Consider the following 20490-nt stretch of genomic DNA (forward strand, 5'->3'; position numbering starts at 1 on the left):
ATCCCATATCGCCGTTACTGCATATTGCAAGTCATTATCATCAGTAGCGACAGACATTATGTCGCTCAATGCAGCGGATCGCATCTCATTTTCGCTTGGCGGCCGCCGCTGCGGCGATACGGTCCAACGCGCGGCGTTCGGCCGGGCTGGCGCTGTTATAGGTCTCTTCCGCCACCAGCGCGCGCCAGCGGTCCAGACGGGCGGGCGTCAGCGTGCCACTCGCGATCGCCGCCTGAACCGCGCACCCCGGTTCACCTTTATGGGCGCAGTCGGAAAAGCGGCACTGCTCCGCTGCCTCGACTATGTCGGCAAACACAACGGCAAGGCCCGACGCCACGTGGGTCAGTTGCAATTCACGCATCCCCGGCGTGTCGAGCAACCAGCCGCCCTGGTGCAGCCGGTGCATCTCCCGCACGGTCGTGGTATGCCGCCCCGTGCCGTCGGCCTTGCGGATATCCTGGGTCGCGATGCTGTCCGATCCGCGCAGGGTGTTGACCAGCGTGGATTTGCCAACGCCGGACGACCCGACCAGCGCGACGGTTTGCCCCTTGCCACACCAGTCGGAGAGGCGCGCCGCGCTGGCGGGGTCTTTGCCGTTGATGGTTTCCACCTGCAATCCCGGCTGCAAATCACGCGCCGCCGCCGCGAAAACCTCTGGCGTGTCGGTCAGATCGGTCTTGGTCAGGACGATCACGGGATGCACGCCCACCTCGCGCGCCAGGATCAGATAGCGTTCCAGCCGGGGGATGCTGAAATCCTGATTGCAGGACGCGACGATGAAGAGCGTATCGACATTGGCGGCGATCAGCTGGGTTTTCTGGTCACCACCGGGCGCTCGCCGCTTGAACAGGTTGGCGCGCTGAAGAATCTGCGTGATCTGAAGCGTGGCAGGATCGACCAGTACCCAGTCGCCAACGGTGGGATGATCCTCAGCCGCCAGGCCATCGCCAAAGCCGGGCTGGATATCGAGCGCCCCACCCTCGCCTGCCACCGCGATCTTGCCGCGATGGACCGCCATCACGCGATATGGCTTGCCGCCGTTGTCGTCAGCCTCCAGGACTTGCGTGCTGAAAAAGGCGCGCCAGCCCAGCTCGTCCAACGTCTGATGAGTTGCTTCCATACATTCTGCCATGCCGCGCAAATGGCCGTTTGTATAGGGAGCGTTGCGCGCGCCTAAAGGGTGACGCCGCGTTTCCAGATGCCGATGGAGCGTTCGTCATTGCGCTCATTACAGGCCTGCGCACCACTCGCGACGGCGACGATGCGATCCAGCAAGGCGTTCGCAGCGGCATCGATGCCGTCGGTCAGGACCATGCCTGCGTCGAAGTCGATCCAGCCCGGCTTGGCCGCTGCCAGAGCCGAGTTGGACGCGATCTTCATAGTCGGCACTGGACTGCCGAGCGGGGTGCCACGGCCCGTGGAAAACAGTGTCAGCGTCACGCCCGCTGCCGCCAATGCTGTCGTCGATACTGCGTCGTTGCCCGGCGCCTCCAATATCGTCAGCCCGTGCCGGGTCGCGATATGGCCATAATCGATGACATCCACGACGCGCGCCAGACCGCCCTTTTGCACCGCACCGAGCGATTTCTCCTCCAGCGTGGTGATGCCGCCTGCGATATTGCCGGGGCTGGGATTTTCCGACACCGGCTCGCCATGGTCCAGAAAATAGCGTTTGAACCGATTGACCACTTGCGTCAGCCGGTCGAACACCGCCTGGCTCTCCGCCCGCGCCAGCAGCAATTGTTCCGCGCCGAACATTTCGGGAATTTCGGTCAGGACCGCCGTTCCGCCCGCTTGGGTAACCGCGTCCGCCATCCGGCCGATCAGCGGATTGGCGGTCAGGCCACTCATCGCGTCGGAGCCACCGCATTTGACCCCCAGCCGCAGCGCCGACAGCGGCACAGGCTGCCGCACATCCTGCGCCATCAGATCGGCCAGCGCCTCCAGCGCCGCCTTGCCCGCGGCAAATTCATCCTGCTCGCTCTGCGCCCGCACCGTGCGGACCCGCGCCCGTTTTTCTGGCGGGATCTGCGCCAATATCAGGTCGAGCTGGTTGGATTCGCAGCCCAGGCCGACGATCAACACGCCGCCTGCATTGGGGTTTTGCGCCAGCGAAGCAAGGATCGCAGTCGTGCCTTCCAGATCATGGCCCAGTTGCGAGCAGCCAAAGGGATGGTTGAACGCATGGACGCCATCGACATGGTCGCCGACCAGACCCTCGCCCCAGCGGGCCAGCCTTTCGCCCAAACGGCCGACGCAGCCGACCGAGGGCAATATCCAGATTTCATTGCGGATACCGACGCTGCCGTCCTGCCGGACATAGCCCATGAAACCGGGCCGTTCACCGCCCGGCGTTTCGATCGCCTCCGCAGCCTTAGCCGTATATTCGTATGCAAGTTCGCCCCGCAGCGCGGTTTGCACATTATGACTATGCACATGCTCACCGACGCCGATCGGCTGCGTCGCGGTGCCAATCGGGGCGCGATAACGGCGGACGGCGCTACCGATGGATATGTCATCGACGGCAAATTTGTGGCCCGGCGCGATCGCATCGACAATGGTCACTTCGCGATCACCGATGGCAACCACCTGGCCCGGCACGAGCGGCATCAACGCAACGGCTACATCATCGTCCCGCGCGACTTGCAGCGCCATGATTTCTGGGTCTGGCATGGCATTGGAATAGATCGTTGCCAGCGCTAGCACAAGCCATATCGGCCAGACACATGATGCGGATTCGCCATCAACCGATGCGTTGCAAAGCGTCTTTTGCGGCGTGCGCCAATTGATCGGCCCAGAGCATGTGTCCCTCGACACGGTCGATCAAATCCTGCCGAACCTCTATCTCCGCATAGGCAAGGTCGCGGGGAAAGGCATGGAAAGGCACGGTAAAGTCGGTCGCATCCATGGCATAAGGAACATTGTCGCCCACGGTAAGGGTCGCTGTGTCGCGCAACGCCGCCAGCATGGCATGGGCAAAATCGGTGCGGCCGCGCCAGTGCAGGACACCCACCTCCCACGGTCGGGCAATCCGGCCCATGACCGGCGTGAAACTGTGGAGCGATAGCAGGGTCGTATCACGACCGGCGGCACTCCGCGCGTCGATCATGTCACTGATCGCCTGATGATAAGGCGCGTGGATCGCCGCTACCCGCGCAGCGCGCGCAGCTTCGTCCAGCGCTTCATTACCGCTGATCCGACTGCCGTCGGACACCGCAGGAATCGCGTCATCCCGCGTGGGATCGCGGTTGCAATCAATAACCAGACGCGAATAAATCTGGTGCAGAAAGGGCGCGTCGAGCCGTTCGGCCAACCTATGACCCAGACCATGGACACCAATGTCGATGGCGATGTGGCGGCGGCGGTCAGCATTGCCCAGGCCCAGATCACCTAGCGCCTTCGGTATCGCCGCCCCGGCATGATCGCCGATCAGCAGGAACGGGGACGCGCCTGCTGCGTTGAACAGCCCGAACGGTGCCGGATCGTTCAGACCCAATAGCTCATTTGCCGCGCCTTTGGCCATCAGGATCCACCCCCATGACCATGCCGACGATCCTTCCTGTCATCCGCACTCGCGATCGGCATTCGGCTTTCCTGTGCGAACATGCCACCTTGATGCACTTGCCAGAGACATTTGGCCAGCACCCCGATCTGCACTGATCCCCGGCCTGCGTCGCCCTGCCCCTACCTAATGCCAATAACGGCCGCCCTGTCGGCACTTCAGGAAAGTCCCCTCCATGCTGATCCGCTGCGGATATGAAATCAGATTTGAAACCCAGAACAAGACCGCGATGATGGCGATGCTTAGCCTGCATCCCTCCCGCCATCTCGACCTGCGCACGCCCCAGCGGCTGATGGCCAGCCCGGATGTGCCACTTTATCATTTCGAGGATGACTTCGGGAATGTCGCAACGCGCCTGACCATTCCGGCGGGCGGCGTTACCCTGTGCTGCGATTTCGTGATTGAGGATAGCGGACTGGTGGACCTGCCCGCCCCCGATGGACCGCACACCCCGGTCGAAGAATTGCCCGATGCAGTAATGCCCTTCCTGCTGGGCAGCCGCTATTGTGAGACAGACCGGCTGATGGCGTTCGCCTGGGCCAATTTCGCGCACTATACGACCGCCAAGGCGCGGGTCGATGCCATTGTCGATTTCGCCCACAACCATATCGAATTTGGCTATCATCATGCCCGCTCGGACATGACCGCCTGGAACGCTTTTCAGGAAAAGCGCGGCGTGTGCCGCGATTTTGCCCATCTGGCCGTCACCCTGTGCCGCTGCATGAATATCCCGGCCCGCTATTGTACCGGCTATCTGGGCGACATTGGCGTGCCCCCGGTCGATGCGCCGATGGATTTCAGCGCCTGGTTCGACGTCTATATCGATGGTAACTGGTATACGCGCGACGCGCGCCATAACCGGCCCCGCATCGGCCGCGTCCTGATGGCGCGGGGTCGCGACGCGACCGATGTCGCGCTGACCACGGCCTTTGGGCCGACAAATCTCGTCCGGTTCGACGTCCACACCGACGAGGTGCCGTCGATCGACGAAAAATCATACTGATGGAGGTTAAGCGGGGCGCAATCGATGCGACTTTCATGAAGGATCGTCGTTGATGGACCATGCAGTCGCCAACCGCCGCGGCAACTGCCACCCCTATGAGAGGAAATTCCTATGTCCGATAACAGCCACGATATTTCGACCCTCAATGGCCTGATCGCTACGACCATCGACAGCGCCGATGGCTATACCGAAGCGGCCAAGGACAGCGAAAATAGCCGTTTCACGACCCTGTTCACCAGCCGCGCCAGCGAAAGGCGCGCCATCGCCACCCGCTTGCAGCAGCAGGTGACCGCACTGGGCGGCAACCCGGAAGATGACGGCACGCTGCTCGCCGGGGCGCATCGCATGTTCCTCAACCTCAAATCCGTTGTCACGGGCAATGATGACAAGGCGATCATCAACGAGGTCGAAGCCGGCGAAGATCATATTAAGGCCAAGTTCGAGGATGCGCTGGAGGACACTAAGCTCAGCCCGACAGTGCGCGATCTGATTCAGACTAGCTATGTATCGGTCAAGGCTGGCCATGACGAGATGCGCGACATCAAACATTCGATGCAGCATTGATGCAGAAATGGCGGGGGTGACCCCGCCATTTTTCTTTCCGGTGCAACCTTATCCCGACAACGCCCCACACCGCACCGGACTGCGGCAAGTCCCCTCCCTACTCAGCGACATTACCGATAAATTTTGAACTCTCACCTTGTCGCATCGGCGCGGATAGCCATATTGTGCAGTGCAGCATAATCCGCCGCCGACTATCATGGCCAATATGGCCGCTCTTCAAGGCCGGAGGTCATGTCATGAGAAAATTATCCGCCAATATCGCCCAATTAATGGCCATGCGGACTGCCGCGGCTGCGCCCATGGACCGGAACGAACCGGGCCGGTTGCAGGATGTCGGATCCTTCGGCAGCAATCCGGGCGCGTTGAAGGCGAAATGTCACATACCCGCGCAGGTCGCCAGCAAGCCAGCTTTGGTCGTCGTCCTGCACGGCTGCACGCAGACAGCGGACGGCTATGATCGTGGCGCAGGCTGGTCGCAGCTGGCCGACGAGCATGGCTTCATCCTCCTGTTCCCCGAACAGCAGCGCGCCAACAATCCCAACCTCTGCTTCAACTGGTTCTCGCCCGCCGATAATGGACGTGATCGTGGCGAAGCCCTCTCGATCCGCCAAATGATCGAGACCATGATCGACACGCACGGCATCGACCGGTCGCGCATATTCGTGACCGGCCTGTCCGCCGGTGGCGCCATGACATCGATATTGCTGGCTAGCTATCCTGAGCTGTTTGCTGGCGGCGCGATCATTGCAGGACTGCCTTTCGGCGCTGCATCCAACGTCCCGCAAGCGCTGGAGGCGATGCGCACGCCGGGTCCATCCAGTGGCGCCCAGCTTGGCGATCGCGTGCGGAGCGCGACTGACCATGCCGGTTCCTGGCCGCGTGTTTCTATCTGGCACGGCGCGGCCGACCCCACCGTCAACAGCAGCAATGCCGATGCGATCCTGGCCCAATGGTTGTCGGTTCATGGGCTGGATGACAAGCCGAGCGCGACGCAAAATGTCGTCGGTCATCGCCACCGTGTCTGGAATGACGGCAATGGTCGCGCGCTGGTTGAGGATTATCGGATTACAAATATGGGCCATGGCACGCCGCTCGCCACCACCGGGGATGATGCATGTGGAACGCCAATGCCCCATATGCTGGAAGCGGGCATTTCATCGACCCGCAGGATCGCCGCGTCCTGGGATCTTCTGGGTAGGCGCAAAGCTAAGCCGCAATCCCAAACCGATGGCACAATGAAAGTTGAAACGCCCAATCTGCCGATGTTGAAAAGGGCGAAACTTGAACCGCTGTCGGCTATTCAACCTCCGCCGACCGCGGCGGCCAAAAGCAGCGTCCAGAAGATTATCGAGGACGCCCTGCGCACCGCCGGATTGATGCGCTAAGCTGCGCCGACCAGGCGGACGCGGCCATCGCCACGCGACTGAACATGGTCGCAAGCCGACCGACATGCAACGCGGCATATCGGTCGGCATTGTGCCGGACATCAATTACCGTTGATGACTTTCGCCCGCTCGGCAGGCGTCAGTGCGGCGGCGTTGATATCGGATTCATCGATCGCCTCTTCGCGGGCATCGCCCGCTTCGCGCGTCGCATCCGCCTTGGCCTGCATCAGATCCTCAGCGGTGCCGCTCATATTATCGGCCATGGCGTCCATCTTGTCGGCCTTGTTCTCGGCCGCTTCCTGGGCCTGCTCGCCCAGCTTGTCGTCGCCCTTGCCGCCACATGCGGCCAGCGTCAAACTCAAACCGACGATCGCTGCCAGGGTGGATGTACGCTTCATAGTCTCTCTCCCGATATGGAGCGGATATAACGGCTTGGGGCGTGGTTGGGTCCATAGCCATCGACCTTAAGATAGCGGGCCGCGAGAAGGTAGCGGTCTCCCAATTATATATTGCGAATAACTATTAATAGCGTTACCCGGCTTCCCTGATGAGAATCAATTGCAACAGGGAAACTGAATCAATGTCCGCCACCCGCTCCTTCACGCTTTGCGGCGCTGCGCTTATCGCCCTTTGCGGCACAGTCGCCCAAGCGGCAGAACAGGCTCCCGACGCTGCCCAGGCTCCTTTTGACGATAGCGAAAGCCAGATCATCGTCACCGCCGCCAATGCCGGGACGAAAACCGAAACGCCGCTGATCCAGCTGCCTCAGCCAATCAAGGTCATTACGTCCGACCAATATCTGGCGCAGGGTGCGATCAACATCAGCGACACGGTCAAATATGCCGCAGGCGTCCTCGCCAACCCCTATGGCCGCGACACCCGTGTCGATGGTTTCAATGTGCGCGGCCTTGATGCGCTGCAATTCCGCGACGGGATGCGCGACATATTCTCTTATTATGCCAGCATCACGTCCGACCCCTATAATTTCGACCGCGTCGAAATCGTGCGCGGCCCGGCGTCGGTGCTGTTCGGCCAGGGATCGATCGGCGGCCTGGTCAATCTGGTGTCCAAGACGCCGGGGTTTGAGACGCGGGGCGAAGCCAGCCTGGTCTATGGCAGTTTCGACCGCAAGGAAGCGCTGGCCGACGTCAACCTCGCCTTGGCCGACAATTTCGCTATCCGCGCCGTCGGCCGCGTCCGCGATGCCGACACCTATGTCGATCATGTCCCCGACGATCGCGTGATGTTCGCGCCGTCGATCCGGTGGCAGCCGACGCCCGATACCGACATCGTGCTGACCGGCCTCTATCAGGAGGATGACACCGGATCGACCTCCCAATTCCTGCCGATCGTCGGCACCTTCCTGCCGAACAATGCCTATCCGGCGGGCAAGCTCGATCAATATGCGTTCGTCGGCAAGCCGGGCTGGGACCGCTATAATGGCCGCTCGCTTCAGGGCGGCGGCTCCATCACCCATAATTTCTCCGACCATGTTCGGCTCAGTGTCAAGGCACGCTATATCGACAGCGACCTGGAATATAAGACCCACTATGCCAACAGCTACTCCAACCCGACCAATCCCTTTGCAGCCGACGGCCGGACCATCGGTCTCTACGCAGAAGCCAGCGATGCGCGGATGAATGTCTTTTCGACCGACAATAATCTCCAGTTCAGCTTCAACACCGGTGCCAATATCGAGCATAAGCTGCTCGTCGGCCTTGATTATAGCTGGAACAAGGTCGGCAAGCGCGGTGCCTTCGGGGTCGAGACGATCGACCTTTATAATATCGATCAGGACGCGCTCCAAACCTATGATCCGACCGGCTCCTTCACCTATGAATCGCAAAAGCAGCTGGGCGTCTATCTGCAGGACCAGATCCGCTTTTTCGACCGCGTTTCTGTCGTGCTGGGCGCACGCCGCGACCGGGTGACCGGTTCATCGGGCCAGAAGGACAATGCCACCACTTTCCGTGCCGGTATCATCGGCGAGATTGGCGCGGGCCTCTCACCCTTCTTCAGCTATACTGAAAGCTTCCTGCCGATCGCCGGCCGTGTCGAAGATCCCGATCCCGAAGCGCCGCCCGGCGCGCCCTACAAGCCCCAGAACGGCACTCAATATGAAGCGGGCATCAAGTGGCAGCCGGGCGTCAACACGCTGGTCACGGCCACGGTATTCAAGATCAAGGAACAGAACCGCGTCCTTTATCTGGCCGCTGGCGGCACGACCCAGTCGGGCGTACTCGACACCAAGGGTTTCGAAATCGAGGCCAGCCACACCCTGCCCGGCAATTTCGAGCTGCTCGCCAATTACGGCTACGCCAAGCTCAAATCCGAGAGCAACACCAGCCTCGACTATATGCCGCGCCATACCGCATCGATCTGGTCGACCAAGACGTTCGGCCTGCCGGGCGAAGCGCAGCTACGCCTGGGCGGCGGTGTCGTCTATAGCGGCAAGAGCATCTCCACCAGCGCCCTCTGGTCGATCGTCACCCCGGCGCGCACTACGGTCGATGGTCTGGCGGAGATCAACTGGCAAAGCTGGCGCTTCGCACTCAACGCCACCAATCTGCTGAACAACCGCTATTATGCGTCCTGCCTTGCCCGTGGCGACTGTTTCGTGGGTGCGCCCCGCAACGTCATGGGCACGGTCGGCTATCGCTTCTGATCGACTTGCCCAGGCATTGCGGTGGATTCGCGAACGACCAGACGGTGTTCGAGATATTGCTCCGTCGGCGCGGCTATGCCTTCCTGATCTCCTCTCGCGAGCGAGACGGCGAGCATAGCCGCTTGCGCCGATATGTCCTTGCCCGGATGTTTGACCGTGGTCAGCGATGGCCAGATTTTGACCGCGATCGGCGTGTCGTCGAAACCTGCCACCGACAGGTCGCGTGGCACATCCAGCCCGCGCCTGTGGGCGAGCGAGATGATCGCAGCGGCCATGTCGTCATTGCTGGCGAAGATGGCCGTCGGCCGGTCCGGCAGGTCCAGTAGCTGCGCGCCGACCGCGAGGCCCGATTCAAAGCTCATGTCACCGGTCACAATCAGGTCTGGTCGGATCGGCAGCCCTGCATCGCGCAGCGCCGCCTGATAGCCTTCGCACCGGGTCCGGTGGATCATGTGGCCAGCGCCGCCGCGAATGAAACCGATATCGCGATGCCCCAGGCCGATGAGATAGGCCGTCATGTCCCGCGCTGCGCCAAAATCGTCGATCCGCACCATATGGTCGCCCGGTAATATGTCGCCCGGTGACATCGCCACGACCGGCACGGGGAAATCGCGTGTCAGGCCATGGCGATTGGCGACCTCGCAATAGGGTGGGACGATCAAAATCGCGTGGGCGCCGCTTTCCACCAGCCCCTGCATCTGCTGCGCAATTTCCTTAGGATCGCCACTTTCCAGCGGCCGCAACAGCAATTGCGCACCAAGCCGGCTGGTCGCATCCAGCGCGCCGACCAATATGGAACTGAGGAACGCATTTTCGATGTTCCGATAGAGCAATCCGATCCGCGTCGCGCTGGCGCTGGCCAGCGCCCGCGCCGCCATGTTAGGGACATAGTTGAGTTCCCGCACTGCCGCCATCACCCTATCCCGCGTCGTCTGGCGCACGCGCGGGCTGTTGTTGAGGACGTTGGACACGGTCATGGCTGACACGCCGGCGCGTTCCGCAACGGTCTGGATGGTGATAGCCTGGCTGGTACGACGCCCCAAACGGGCCATGGCTGGAAACTCCCTGAACGGACGCGAACGCGCTATGCGTTCGTTTAACGCTATATTCCTGATCTTTGTAAATGGATGACCAGCGCGCTGTTGCAAGAAATCCGCAATTCGCGCAAAAAATGTAGCGCTAAAATATTCATGTTGACTCTAGCGTCGGACAGGAAGATTTAGCGCTACAACCGAGCGGACAACCGCTGGTCGGAATCATAGTTGCAAGACCGCGCGCCGACACAGGCGCCGGACAGGGGAGGATATATGCGTTTTTCCAAAGCCATGACCATGCGCCGCACCGCAGTGTCGCTGTTCAGCCTGAGCGTCGCGATGATGCCTGCCGCCGCGATGGCGCAGGATGCAGCGCCCCAGGAGCCGCTGGATGGCACCGACATTGTCGTCACCGCGCAGAAGCGCGCCGAGCGCCTGCAGGACGTGCCGCTGGCCGTGACCGCGGTCAGCGCCGACACGCTGGCCAATCGCCAAATCAACGACAGCAGTTCACTGGTTCAGGCTGTCCCCTCGCTAACCTTCCAGCAGGGCGCGACCCCCACCAACAGCAGCTTCCGCATCCGCGGCATCGGCACTGCGCTGTTCGGCCAGGGCGTTGAATCCTCGGTATCGACCGTGGTCGATGGCGTGGTCGCCGTGCGCCAGACCCAGGGCTTTACCGATCTGGCCGACATTGAGCGCGTCGAAGTGCTGCGCGGTCCGCAGGGGACATTGTTTGGCAAGAACGCCACCGCAGGCGTCATCAGCGTCACGACCGCCCGCCCCTCGCGCGAATTTGAAGGGCGCGGTGAAGCGACCATCGCCGAACATGGCGAATATCGCGCCCGTGGCACCGTGTCCGGCCCGATCAGCGACACGCTGCGCGCCCGCCTCACCAGCTTTTACAATGACGTGCGCGGCGTTGCCCGCAACATCGCCACCGACAGCTGGGACAATGGCTCCAAAAGCTGGGGGGTGCGCGGCAAGCTGGAATGGGATGCGACCGAGAATCTGAACCTGCTGTTCACTGGCGAATATCGCAAGACCGAGGCGGATTGCTGCGCATCGACCTGGATCGCGATTACCAACCCCAATCTCCAGGCGCTGGTCGGCCCGATCACCGCCACCCGCAACAACCGCACGCTCAATGACGAGACGGTCACTTATTCCAACAGCGACCAGCAGACCTATTCGTTGCAGGCCGACTGGGATCTGGGTGCTGCGACGGTCACGTCCATTTCCGCCTACCAATCCTATAATCTGGACGTGAACCAGCCGATCGAGCGGATCAACAGCAATGTGCCGCTGTTCGTCGGCGCCTCCGCTGCTTATGCCGACTGGAGCCAGAACCATGGGCAGCTGGACCTGAGCGCTTTCAGCCAGGAATTGCGCATCGCCAATAATGGTGGTGGCGACCTCAATTATGTCGCGGGCGTGTTTTACATGCATTCCGACATCAAGCGCCCGTTCGACCGCCGCCGCGCGCGCTGCACCGCCGGCACCTTTGGCCAGCCCTGCGCGCCTGCCAATACCATCTATCAGTCGTCGGCCAGCAACGTCCGCCTGAAGCAGGACAGCGTCGCCGTCTTTGGCCAGGTCGATTACCGGATCGTCGGCGGACTGAAGGCGATCGGGGGTCTGCGCCTGCAATATGAAAAGGGCACCAATAGCGGCAGCCGCATTTCACCACTGGTGCCGGGCGATGCGGTGCTGCCGGGCAATGCCCCGGTCAGCGGATCGATCACGGCCAGCGATACGGCAGTGACCGGCAAGGCGGGCCTGCAATATGAATTCAGCCGCAATGCGCAGGTCTATGCCAGTTATACGCGCGGTTATAAGGGGCTGGGCTATGACATGGAAATCGGCACGGACCTGGCCAACCAGACCGTGCTGGAGCCGGAACATGTCAACGCCTATGAAATCGGGTTCAAGGGTCGCACCGCCGACGGCGTGCTGAGCTTCAACACTGCGCTGTTCCTGGCCGATTATAGCAATCTTCAGGTGCAGGCGAACCGGTCCGATCTCGCCGCGGGCGTGGTCCAGTTCGTGTCGACCAACGCAGGCAAGTCGCGCACCAAGGGCTTTGAAATAGAAGCGACCGTCCGTCCCGACGATCATTTCAGCCTGACCGGCGCAGTAACCTATTCGGATGCGCGGATTGACATTGATGGTCTCAACTGTCCGCAGCAGCTCAACGCGGCGGCTCCGATACTGTCGGGCAAGCCGACGAACATCTGCTACCGCTCCGCCGCTGGCGTCACCCCTACGCAAAATCTGCGCGATGCGGCCCAGCCGGTCAGCCCGAAGTGGAAGATCACCGTCGCCCCGCGTTACGAGGCGGACATTCCCGGCACCGACTTTGCCGGTTTCGCGCAAGTCGGCGTCAACTTCCAGAGCGCGATGAACTTTTCGGTCGAACAGGACCCGCTGCTGGAACAGCCCGCCTATACGCTGGTCGACGCCAGCATCGGCATCAAGCAGATTGACGGCCGTTACAGCCTGACATTGTTCGTCAAGAATCTGTTCGACGAGAATTACCTGACCAGCATCGGCCACTCGTCATTCCTGGGTGGTGCCACCGATCTGGTCGGCACCTTCAACAAGGACGCTGACCGCTATTTCGGTGCGACGCTGGGCTTCAAATTCTGATCGAAGGGCGCGGCGGCCTATACCGCCGCGCCCGCCAAGACGACGCCTCCCCCGATCCGAAATGAGCCCCGTCATTCCTACCGCTTCTCCCAACCCCCTTGCCCTGTCGCCCGAAGATCAAAGCTGGGTGGAACGCACGCGCGACGCCATGAGCGTCGAGGCGCAGATCGCGCAGCTGTTCGTCCTGTCGGCGCGGCATGACAGCGCAGAGGAGAATGCGGGATTGCTTGCCCATGCGCCGGGCGGCCTCCATCGCTTCCCGACCCGCAATCTCGACACTGCCTGGGCCGCGACCCGCGATGCGCTGGAACGTTCCGAGATCCCCCTGATCCTGTCAGGCGATATTGAAGGGGGCACGATCAGCTATCCCTTCACCACCGCCATTCCCAACCAGATGGGCATCGCGGCCTGTAACGATCTCACCCTCAGCGCGGAACTGGCCACCATCGTCGGGCGCGAAAGCCGGACACTGGGTTATAATTGGTCCTTCACGCCGGTCGTCGACATCAATCGCGCCTTTCGCAACGCGGTGGTCGGGACCCGATCCTATGGGTCCAACCCCGACCGCATCCTGGCGCAAGCGCGCACCTATGTCCGCGCGTTGCAGGCGCAGGGGGTTGCAGCTTGCGCCAAACACTGGCCCGGAGACGGGCTGGACGATCGCGACCAGCATCTCGTCACCAGCGTCAATGACATGGACATGGCCGAGTGGCACGCAACCTTTGGCCGCATCTTTGGCACATTGGTCGATGATGGCGTGATGACGATCATGTCGGCGCATATCGCGCTGCCCGCCTATATTCGCGAGAGAATGCCGCAGGTCGGGGCGCAGGCGTTTGAGCCTGCGTCTGTCTCCCGCCTCTTGAACCAGGAATTGCTGCGCGAGGAATTAGGCTTCCAAGGCCTGATCGTGTCCGACGCGACCGTCATGGGCGGCCTGACCAGCTGGATGGCGCGCGCTGAGGCGGTGCCTGCGGTGATCGAAAATGGCTGCGACGTGTTCCTGTTCAGTCGCGATCCGGCGCAGGACATGGCCTTCATGCTGCAAGGGCTGCGTGAGGGCCGATTGTCGGAACAGCGGCTGCACGAAGCCGTCACCCGCTTCCTGTCATTGAAGGCAAAGCTGGGCATACACCGCATGACGCTGGACGAACGGATCGCCCCTCTAGGCCAAGTGCGCGATACGCTGCGCCAGCCCGGCCATCTCGATCAGGCAGCACGCGCTTGTGCGGCCAGCATCACGCTGGTCAAGGATCGCGACGCCCTGCTGCCCATCACCCCCGACAGGCACAAGCGGGTCGTCATCATCGCTGATGAAGGCTCCAGCTTCTTTTCCGGGGCGCCGGACCGCGACTTCACGCCGCTGCGCGCGGGCCTTGAAAGCCGGGGTTTCACCATCCGCGATTTCGACCCTGAAACGATGCCGACGCCCGCCGATGCCGACCTCATCCTCTATCTGATCGGCCAGGAAGCGACGCCCTCGCTCGGCCATATCTTCCTCGATTTCGCCAGGCTGCACGCCAGCCCGCGCAACGGCATGATCCAGTTCAACCGCGAAATCCCGACCCTGCTCGTCTCCTTCGGTCAACCCTATTATCTGTATGACGCGCCCAATTTCGCGACCTATATCAACGCCTATGCCTCGCTGCCCGATGTCCAGACGGCGTTGGTGGAGAGGCTGACAGGCGATGCGCCCTTCACCGGGGTCAGCCCGGTCGACGCCTTTTGCGGGAGGGAACAACTGAAATGGTAAAAGTGCGCCGGATCGTAGCGGCATCGCTTTTCGTGCTGGCGCTGGGCGGCACGGCGTCGCCGCCCAAGGGCTGGCGCGACCTCAACCATAATGGTCGGCTCGATCGCTACGAGGATGCGCGCGTGCCGATCGAAGCGCGGGTCGAGGATCTGCTGAGGCAGATGACGCTGCCGGAAAAGGCGGGGATGCTGCTGCACGGGACGCTGCCAACGCCCGGCTCCCCCATCGGTTTTGGGGGCAATATCTACGATGCCGACGCGACCGCAAAGCTGCTGCGTGATCGCCATATCAGCAGCTTCATCACCCGTCTGGTTGTGTCGCCTTCCGATCTGGCGGCACAGAATAATGTGGTGCAGAAGCTCGCCGAGGCTGGGCGGCTTGGTATCCCGGCCACGATCAGCACCGATCCGCGCCATCATTTTCAGGCGACTTTGGGCGCCAGCACGACCGGCGGCGGCTTTTCGCTGTGGCCCGACACGCTCGGCTTCGCGGCGCTGGGGAATGCTGATACGGTTCGGCGCTTCGGCGACATTGCGCGGCAGGAATATCGCGCGGTCGGCATCCATATGGCGCTATCGCCGCAAGCCGACCTTGCCACCGAACCGCGTTGGCCGCGCTTTGCCGCCACCTTCGGGTCCGATCCGGCTGAGGTATCACGCCTTGCGGGCGCTTATGTCGAAGGGTTCCAACATGGCCGTACCGGCGTGCGGCCCGATGGCGTTGCCACGGTGGTCAAACATTGGGTCGGCTATGGCGCGGAGCCGGAAGGGTTTGACGGCCACAACTATTATGGCCGTAATGCCACGCTGAGCGACGCATCCTTTGCCCAGCATGTCCGCGCCTTTGACGACAGCCTCGCTGCCCGCAGTGCTGGGGTCATGCCGACCTATGTCATCGTCCATGGACCAAAAATTGCAGGCCAGCCAATCGAGCCAGTCGCGGCGGGTTTCAACAAGCAAATGTTGACAGGGCTGTTGCGGGGACAGAAGAAGTATCGCGGCCTGATCGTATCGGACTGGTCGATCACCCGCGATTGCCCGCAAGCCTGCATGGCCCCCGACGCCACCAACCCGCAGACGCCCGCGTCGATTGGCACGCCCTGGGGCATGGAGGCGGCCGACAAGACGACCCGCTTTGCCAAGGGGATAGAGGCGGGCATCGACCAATTTGGCGGTGCGGACGATCCCGCACCGATTCTGGACGCGGTTGCCAAGGGGCTGGTCAGCGAAAAGCGGATCGACGAATCCGTGCGCCGTGTGCTGAGGCTGAAGTTTGAACTGGGGCTGTTCGACAATCCCTATGTTGATGAAGCCGCCGCCGCCCGGATTGTCGGGAGCCGCGAGGCGCAGGCTGAGGGCGACGCCGTCCAGCGCGCCAGTCAGGTGCTGCTGCGCAACGACAAGGCGACCCTGCCGGTCGCGACGGGCAAGCGGATTTGGTTGTATGGCGTCGATGCAGCGGCGGCGCGGGCGGCAGGTTTCACAGTGGTGGACGATCCGGCGCAGGCGGACATTGCGCTGGTTCGCACCGCGACCCCTTTTGAAACGCTGCATCCCTATCATTTCTTTGGCGCGCGCCAGCATGAAGGGCGACTCGATTTCCGTGCGGCTGACAAGGATGTGCAGGCGATCGCCCGCGCCTCTGCCCATGTCCCCACGATCGTCGCTGTAGAGATGGACCGCCCCGCCATCCTGACCGCGATCGAGCCGATGGCCCGCGCCCTGATCGTCACTTTCGGCGCGACCGATGCGGCAGTGCTGGACATTGTGACAGGTCGCGCGGTGGCGAAGGGACGCCTGCCCTTCTCGCTGCCCCGCTCCATGGCCGATGTCGAGGTGCAAAGCCCCGACCTGCCCGACGACGGCCCGCCGCCCGCCTATCTGCGCGGTGCGGGCATATTGCTGAAGGCTGCCGCCAGCCGTGACTGATGGTATGATCCACCTGCCCGGCGGCGCGTTCCAGATAGGGTCGGATCGATTCTATCCCGAAGAAGCGCCGGTACGCCGGGTGCAGGTGGATGGGTTTTGGATTGACGAGACCCCCGTTACGAACCGAGACTTTGCCCGCTTTGTCGAGGCGACGGGCCACATCACGCAGGCGGAAATTGCGCCTGATCCCAAAGACTATCCCGGTATGGACCCGGCGATGGCGCAGGCCGGGTCGCTGCTGTTCCAGCGCACCAGCGGCCCGGTGCCGCTCGACGATGCCAGCCAGTGGTGGCGCTTTAGCATCGGCACAAATTGGCGGCACCCCCATGGACCCGACACTGAGCTGGACATATTGGCGGATCATCCCGTCGTCCATGTCGCCTATGTCGATGCGGAGGCCTATGCTTCATGGGCGGGCAAGGCGTTGCCTACCGAGGCGGAATGGGAATATGCGGCGCGCGGCGGGATGGATGGTGCAGACTATACCTGGGGTGACGAGCTGGCGCCGGGCGGTGTTTGCCAGGCCAATTACTGGCAAGGCGCCTTCCCCTTCGCCAATATATTATCGGATGGTTATGAATTAACCTCGCCCGTCCGCACCTATCCCGCCAATGGCTATGGCCTGTTCGATATGATCGGCAATGTCTGGGAATGGACGAGCGACTGGTTCGCCCGGCCACGGATCGAGCGCAAGGCCAAAGGAAGCTGCTGTGTCCCCGCCAATCCGCGCGGCGGCACGAAGCGCGAAAGTATGGACCCGGCGACGCCCGACATCGCCATTCCGCGCAAGGTGCTGAAAGGCGGATCGCATCTGTGCGCGCCTAATTATTGCCAGCGCTATCGCCCCGCCGCGCGCCATCCGCAGGCGGTGGACAGTTCGACCAGCCATATCGGTTTTCGCTGCATCATCCGGGACAAGAAGGGACCGCGCCCATGAACACTGCCCGCCGCGCGCTGAACGCCGCCATGATCGCCGCCTGCACTCTGCTGGGTCCGGGCGTGCTGGCCAAACCGGTGAACGCGCCGACAAAGCCGACCAACATGATCTTCGTGCTGGTGGATGATCTGCGCTATGACGCGATGGGATTCCTGACGCCGGGCCTTCAGACCCCCAATATCGACGCGCTGGCAAAAAATGGCGTCTATTTCCCCAATGCCGTCGTCACCTCGTCGCTCTGCTCGCCCAGCCGCGCCACCATCCTGACTGGCCAGACCGCGCGCAACCATGGCGTCGTGGACAATAATAATAGTTCGGAGGAAGGGCTGACCTTCTTCCCAAAATATCTTCAGGCAGCGGGTTACCAGACTGGTTTCTTTGGCAAATGGCATATGGGGTTTGATACCGATGCCCCGCGCGACGGGTTCGACAAATGGGTCAGCTTCAAGGGGCAAGGCACCTATTTCCCGACCGAACAGCTTTCGCCGGCGCGGATCGCGGCAGGTGATCGGCAGATGCTCAATGTCGATGGCACGCCCGTCAAACGCACCGGTTACATCACTGATGAGTTGACCGATTATGCGATGAACTGGCTGGAGAAAGGGCGCGACCGGTCCAAGCCCTTCTTCCTGTATCTGAGCCACAAGGCCGTCCATAGCGACCCGCTGCCGCCCGACCGATACAAGACGCAATATAGCAAGCTGGACATCAAGCTGCCCGCCAGCATTGCGAATACGCCTGAAAATAATGCGGGCAAGCCGCTATGGGTGCGCAACCAGCGCAACAGCTGGCATGGCGCGGACTTCCCCTACCATACCAACAACCCGATGACAGAGCAGGTGCGCGACTATTATCGCACCCTCTCCCCCGTGGATGAGAGTTTGGGCCGGATCATGGCCTATCTCAAAAAGAACAAGCTCGACCGCAACACGATGGTCGTCTTTTATTCCGACAATGGTTTCCTGATCGGCGAACATGGGTTGATCGACAAGCGCAATGCCTATGAGCCATCCGTCCGCGTGCCGATGATCGTCTGGGCGCCCGGCATGGTGCCCAAGGGGGTGACCAACCCGGCGGTGGTGCGCAATCTCGACCTGGCGCCCACCTTCCTCGACATCGCCCATGTCGCCAAGCCCACGCAGATGGAGGGCAAGAGCTTCTTGGCCCTCGCGGAAGGCAAGATCGATGAAAAGACCTGGAATCCCGGCGATTTCGTCTATGAATATTATTGGGAATGGAGCTTCCCGCAGACCCCCACCACCTTCGCGATCGAGCGCGACCGGGTGAAATATATTCAGTATCATGGCGTCTGGGATCTGGAGGAATTGTACGACCTCAAGGGCGATCCCGACGAGATGCACAATCTGATCGACGATCCAAAATGGCTGGATACCAAGATCACCCTGCGCAAGGCACTGTTCGAACAGCTTGGCAACAGCAAGGGCCAACATGTTGTTCCCTATACGCGCAAGACCAGTTCGGGTCTGGTGAACCGCAACATCGACGGCCCGCACGCTGCCGACTTCCCGGCCGACTGGTATGTAAGGCCCAACCTGCCGACCAAGATGAACGACCTGTTCGCCGACAGCCCGGCCAAGGCAAAGGCCGATGCGGAAGGCAAAAGCTATCACCCCTGATCGCCCATTTGAAAGGTCGCTTCGATGACCCCGTCGCCATCGCCGCAAGCGAACCGTCCGCCGGTGTCGCTTGGCTTCGTTGCGGTCTATGTGCTGGCGCAGTTCGGCATATGGGTGGCGCTGCTGACGCCGGTGGTGCTGACGCTGGCGCTGCGGGTCGGCGACATTGCGAGCGAGGCGGAAAAGGGGCGCTGGCTGGGCATCATATTGGCGATTGGCGGCCTCGTCGCGCTGGTCGCGACGCCGATTTGCGGCGCGCTGTCGGACCGGACGCGCAGCCGCTTCGGGCGGCGGCGGCCATGGCTGGTCGGCGGTCTGGTGGTTGCGGGTTCGGGCCTGCTGATCCTGGGCCTAGCGCCCAACCTGCTGTTGCTGGGGCTGGGCTGGGTCATTTGCCAGGCCGGGTTCAACGCGATGCAGGCGGGCTGTCTGCCGATCCTGCCAGATGTCATTCCCGTGCGCTGGCAGGGGCGCGTCGCCGGTATGCTGGGCATGACATCGACCATGGGGACGTTTGCGGGTAGCTGGATCACCCAATATACGCAGGGTTCATCGCTGCTGATGTTCCTTGGCCCCTTCGCCATCACCGTCGCAGGCATTGGCGCGCTGTGCCTGATCCTGCCCGATCACCCGGCGCAGGGTGGCGATCTTCGCCGACTTGGTCCTTTCGCCATGCTGCGCGCGATTGGTGCGCCGTTTCGCGACCGGGATTTTAGCTGGGCGTTCGGCAGCCGCTTCCTGATCATGATGGCCTGGTCGTTCCTGCTGACCTACCAGCTGTTTTTCCTGACCGACCAACTGTCATTGCCGCGCGGCGAGGCGACGCAGGTGATGGTCAAATCCATGGCGATCATCGCGACCGCGACCATCGCCATCTCGCTGGTGGGCGGTTTCATCACCGACTGGACCGGGCGTCGCAAGCCGCTGGTGTTCCTGGCCGCGACGCTGGAGGCCGCCGGTTTTCTGACGATCGCGCTGGCTCCGTCCGTCCCGCAATTTCTGGTCGGCGTAGCGATGGCGGGTATCGGCAAGGGGCTGTATTTCGCCGTCGATCTCGCCCTGCTCGCCGCCATCCTGCCCCGGCCGGAGGACAGCGCCAAGGATATGGGGGTGTTCCAGATCGCCAATTCGCTGCCCCAGTCGCTGGCTCCTGCGATCGCCCCGATCATCCTGGCCATCGGCAGCGCACAGGGGGACGATTATGCCGTCCTCTACATCGTCGGCTGTGGTTTTGCCCTGTTGGGGGCCGTCACCATCTGTCCGGTACGGCGGTCACGATGAATTGGTAACGCCCAACCTCCTTTCGTTTCGAGCTTAGTCGAGAAACGAACGGGCCGGGGTAAAGTCATCGCACCCCATCCGCTTGCAAGACC

General features: G+C 62.1%; 16 protein-coding genes. 11 read left to right on the forward strand and 5 right to left on the reverse strand.

The genetic code is table 11. The features are described 5' to 3' along the window. Positions 1-85: 85 nt before the first annotated feature. From rsgA to ACODR8_RS07985, 3 genes are all read right to left on the reverse strand, one after another. Complete coding sequence (gene rsgA, locus ACODR8_RS07975) at positions 86-1120, reverse strand: ribosome small subunit-dependent GTPase A (protein ID WP_489006738.1); 1035 nt, start codon at positions 1118-1120, stop codon at positions 86-88. Between the two features lie 53 nt (positions 1121-1173). Next, positions 1174-2673 carry a UxaA family hydrolase gene (locus ACODR8_RS07980; RefSeq protein WP_489006739.1) on the reverse strand — a complete coding sequence of 500 codons (1500 nt, stop codon included), beginning with the start codon at positions 2671-2673 and terminating at the stop codon, positions 1174-1176. 70 nt (positions 2674-2743) lie between these two features. Further along, complete coding sequence (locus ACODR8_RS07985) at positions 2744-3523, reverse strand: N-formylglutamate amidohydrolase (protein WP_489006740.1); 780 nt, start codon at positions 3521-3523, stop codon at positions 2744-2746. Between the two features lie 14 nt (positions 3524-3537). Here ACODR8_RS07985 and ACODR8_RS07990 point away from each other — a divergent pair, with 14 nt between their 5' ends. The 4 genes from ACODR8_RS07990 (at position 3538) to ACODR8_RS08005 (ending at position 6514) form a co-directional block, all read left to right on the forward strand. Beyond that, on the forward strand, positions 3538-3660 hold the full coding sequence (locus tag ACODR8_RS07990) for a hypothetical protein (protein WP_489006741.1): 123 nt from the start codon (positions 3538-3540) through the stop codon (positions 3658-3660). A gap of 77 nt (positions 3661-3737) precedes the next feature. Next, positions 3738-4565, forward strand: a complete 828-nt coding sequence (locus tag ACODR8_RS07995; RefSeq protein ID WP_489006742.1) for a transglutaminase-like domain-containing protein — start codon at positions 3738-3740, stop codon at positions 4563-4565. 111 nt (positions 4566-4676) lie between these two features. Beyond that, complete coding sequence (locus ACODR8_RS08000) at positions 4677-5129, forward strand: PA2169 family four-helix-bundle protein (RefSeq protein ID WP_489006743.1); 453 nt, start codon at positions 4677-4679, stop codon at positions 5127-5129. Between the two features lie 236 nt (positions 5130-5365). Next, positions 5366-6514 carry an extracellular catalytic domain type 1 short-chain-length polyhydroxyalkanoate depolymerase gene (locus ACODR8_RS08005; RefSeq protein ID WP_489006744.1) on the forward strand — a complete coding sequence of 383 codons (1149 nt, stop codon included), beginning with the start codon at positions 5366-5368 and terminating at the stop codon, positions 6512-6514. Positions 6515-6615: 101 nt separating this feature from the next. Here the strand turns inward: ACODR8_RS08005 and ACODR8_RS08010 are convergent, their stop codons facing one another. Continuing rightward, a complete protein-coding gene (locus ACODR8_RS08010; protein ID WP_489006745.1) occupies positions 6616-6912 on the reverse strand; it encodes a lipoprotein in 297 nt (98 codons plus the stop codon). A gap of 182 nt (positions 6913-7094) precedes the next feature. Between ACODR8_RS08010 and ACODR8_RS08015 the strand changes: the two genes are divergently transcribed. Then, positions 7095-9179, forward strand: a complete 2085-nt coding sequence (locus ACODR8_RS08015; protein WP_489006746.1) for a TonB-dependent siderophore receptor — start codon at positions 7095-7097, stop codon at positions 9177-9179. Here ACODR8_RS08015 and ACODR8_RS08020 read toward each other — a convergent pair. Continuing rightward, positions 9167-10231: a LacI family DNA-binding transcriptional regulator gene (locus ACODR8_RS08020; protein WP_489006747.1), complete on the reverse strand. Its 1065-nt coding sequence runs from the start codon at positions 10229-10231 to the stop codon at positions 9167-9169. The two genes, ACODR8_RS08015 and ACODR8_RS08020, sit on opposite strands and share 13 nt — an antisense overlap. Positions 10232-10486: 255 nt before the next feature. Between ACODR8_RS08020 and ACODR8_RS08025 the strand changes: the two genes are divergently transcribed. The 6 genes from ACODR8_RS08025 (at position 10487) to ACODR8_RS08050 (ending at position 20398) form a co-directional block, all read left to right on the forward strand. Beyond that, positions 10487-12862, forward strand: a complete 2376-nt coding sequence (locus tag ACODR8_RS08025; protein ID WP_489006748.1) for a TonB-dependent receptor — start codon at positions 10487-10489, stop codon at positions 12860-12862. A gap of 61 nt (positions 12863-12923) precedes the next feature. Continuing rightward, positions 12924-14615 (forward strand): glycoside hydrolase family 3 protein, encoded by a 1692-nt coding sequence (locus tag ACODR8_RS08030; protein WP_489006749.1) that lies wholly within the window; start codon positions 12924-12926, stop codon positions 14613-14615. Beyond that, positions 14609-16543, forward strand: a complete 1935-nt coding sequence (locus ACODR8_RS08035; RefSeq protein WP_489006750.1) for a glycoside hydrolase family 3 protein — start codon at positions 14609-14611, stop codon at positions 16541-16543. Before ACODR8_RS08030 ends, ACODR8_RS08035 begins: the two co-directional genes overlap by 7 nt. A gap of 4 nt (positions 16544-16547) precedes the next feature. Continuing rightward, positions 16548-17480: a formylglycine-generating enzyme family protein gene (locus ACODR8_RS08040; RefSeq protein ID WP_489006785.1), complete on the forward strand. Its 933-nt coding sequence runs from the start codon at positions 16548-16550 to the stop codon at positions 17478-17480. Beyond that, positions 17477-19117 (forward strand): sulfatase family protein, encoded by a 1641-nt coding sequence (locus tag ACODR8_RS08045; protein ID WP_489006751.1) that lies wholly within the window; start codon positions 17477-17479, stop codon positions 19115-19117. The genes ACODR8_RS08040 and ACODR8_RS08045 overlap by 4 nt, the downstream gene beginning before the upstream one ends. A gap of 24 nt (positions 19118-19141) precedes the next feature. Further along, positions 19142-20398, forward strand: a complete 1257-nt coding sequence (locus tag ACODR8_RS08050; protein WP_489006752.1) for an MFS transporter — start codon at positions 19142-19144, stop codon at positions 20396-20398. Positions 20399-20490: the final 92 nt, after the last annotated feature.

This window comes from Sphingobium sp. FG58 (genome assembly GCF_057809055.1).

What these genes read in the sequence shown, in the direction of transcription:
- ACODR8_RS08015 (WP_489006746.1), top strand. Translation starts at nt 7,095, where the DNA reads ATGTCCGCCACCCGCTCCTTCACGCTTTGCGGCGCTGCGCTTATCGCC.
- ACODR8_RS07985 (WP_489006740.1), bottom strand. Translation starts at nt 3,523, where the DNA reads ATGGCCAAAGGCGCGGCAAATGAGCTATTGGGTCTGAACGATCCGGCA.
- ACODR8_RS08045 (WP_489006751.1), top strand. Translation starts at nt 17,477, where the DNA reads ATGAACACTGCCCGCCGCGCGCTGAACGCCGCCATGATCGCCGCCTGC.
- ACODR8_RS07995 (WP_489006742.1), top strand. Translation starts at nt 3,738, where the DNA reads ATGCTGATCCGCTGCGGATATGAAATCAGATTTGAAACCCAGAACAAG.
- ACODR8_RS08025 (WP_489006748.1), top strand. Translation starts at nt 10,487, where the DNA reads ATGCGTTTTTCCAAAGCCATGACCATGCGCCGCACCGCAGTGTCGCTG.
- ACODR8_RS07990 (WP_489006741.1), top strand. Translation starts at nt 3,538, where the DNA reads ATGACCATGCCGACGATCCTTCCTGTCATCCGCACTCGCGATCGGCAT.
- ACODR8_RS08050 (WP_489006752.1), top strand. Translation starts at nt 19,142, where the DNA reads ATGACCCCGTCGCCATCGCCGCAAGCGAACCGTCCGCCGGTGTCGCTT.
- rsgA (WP_489006738.1), bottom strand. Translation starts at nt 1,120, where the DNA reads ATGGAAGCAACTCATCAGACGTTGGACGAGCTGGGCTGGCGCGCCTTT.
- ACODR8_RS08040 (WP_489006785.1), top strand. Translation starts at nt 16,548, where the DNA reads ATGATCCACCTGCCCGGCGGCGCGTTCCAGATAGGGTCGGATCGATTC.
- ACODR8_RS08020 (WP_489006747.1), bottom strand. Translation starts at nt 10,231, where the DNA reads ATGGCCCGTTTGGGGCGTCGTACCAGCCAGGCTATCACCATCCAGACC.
- ACODR8_RS08010 (WP_489006745.1), bottom strand. Translation starts at nt 6,912, where the DNA reads ATGAAGCGTACATCCACCCTGGCAGCGATCGTCGGTTTGAGTTTGACG.
- ACODR8_RS08000 (WP_489006743.1), top strand. Translation starts at nt 4,677, where the DNA reads ATGTCCGATAACAGCCACGATATTTCGACCCTCAATGGCCTGATCGCT.
- ACODR8_RS08035 (WP_489006750.1), top strand. Translation starts at nt 14,609, where the DNA reads ATGGTAAAAGTGCGCCGGATCGTAGCGGCATCGCTTTTCGTGCTGGCG.
- ACODR8_RS08030 (WP_489006749.1), top strand. Translation starts at nt 12,924, where the DNA reads ATGAGCCCCGTCATTCCTACCGCTTCTCCCAACCCCCTTGCCCTGTCG.
- ACODR8_RS08005 (WP_489006744.1), top strand. Translation starts at nt 5,366, where the DNA reads ATGAGAAAATTATCCGCCAATATCGCCCAATTAATGGCCATGCGGACT.
- ACODR8_RS07980 (WP_489006739.1), bottom strand. Translation starts at nt 2,673, where the DNA reads ATGCCAGACCCAGAAATCATGGCGCTGCAAGTCGCGCGGGACGATGAT.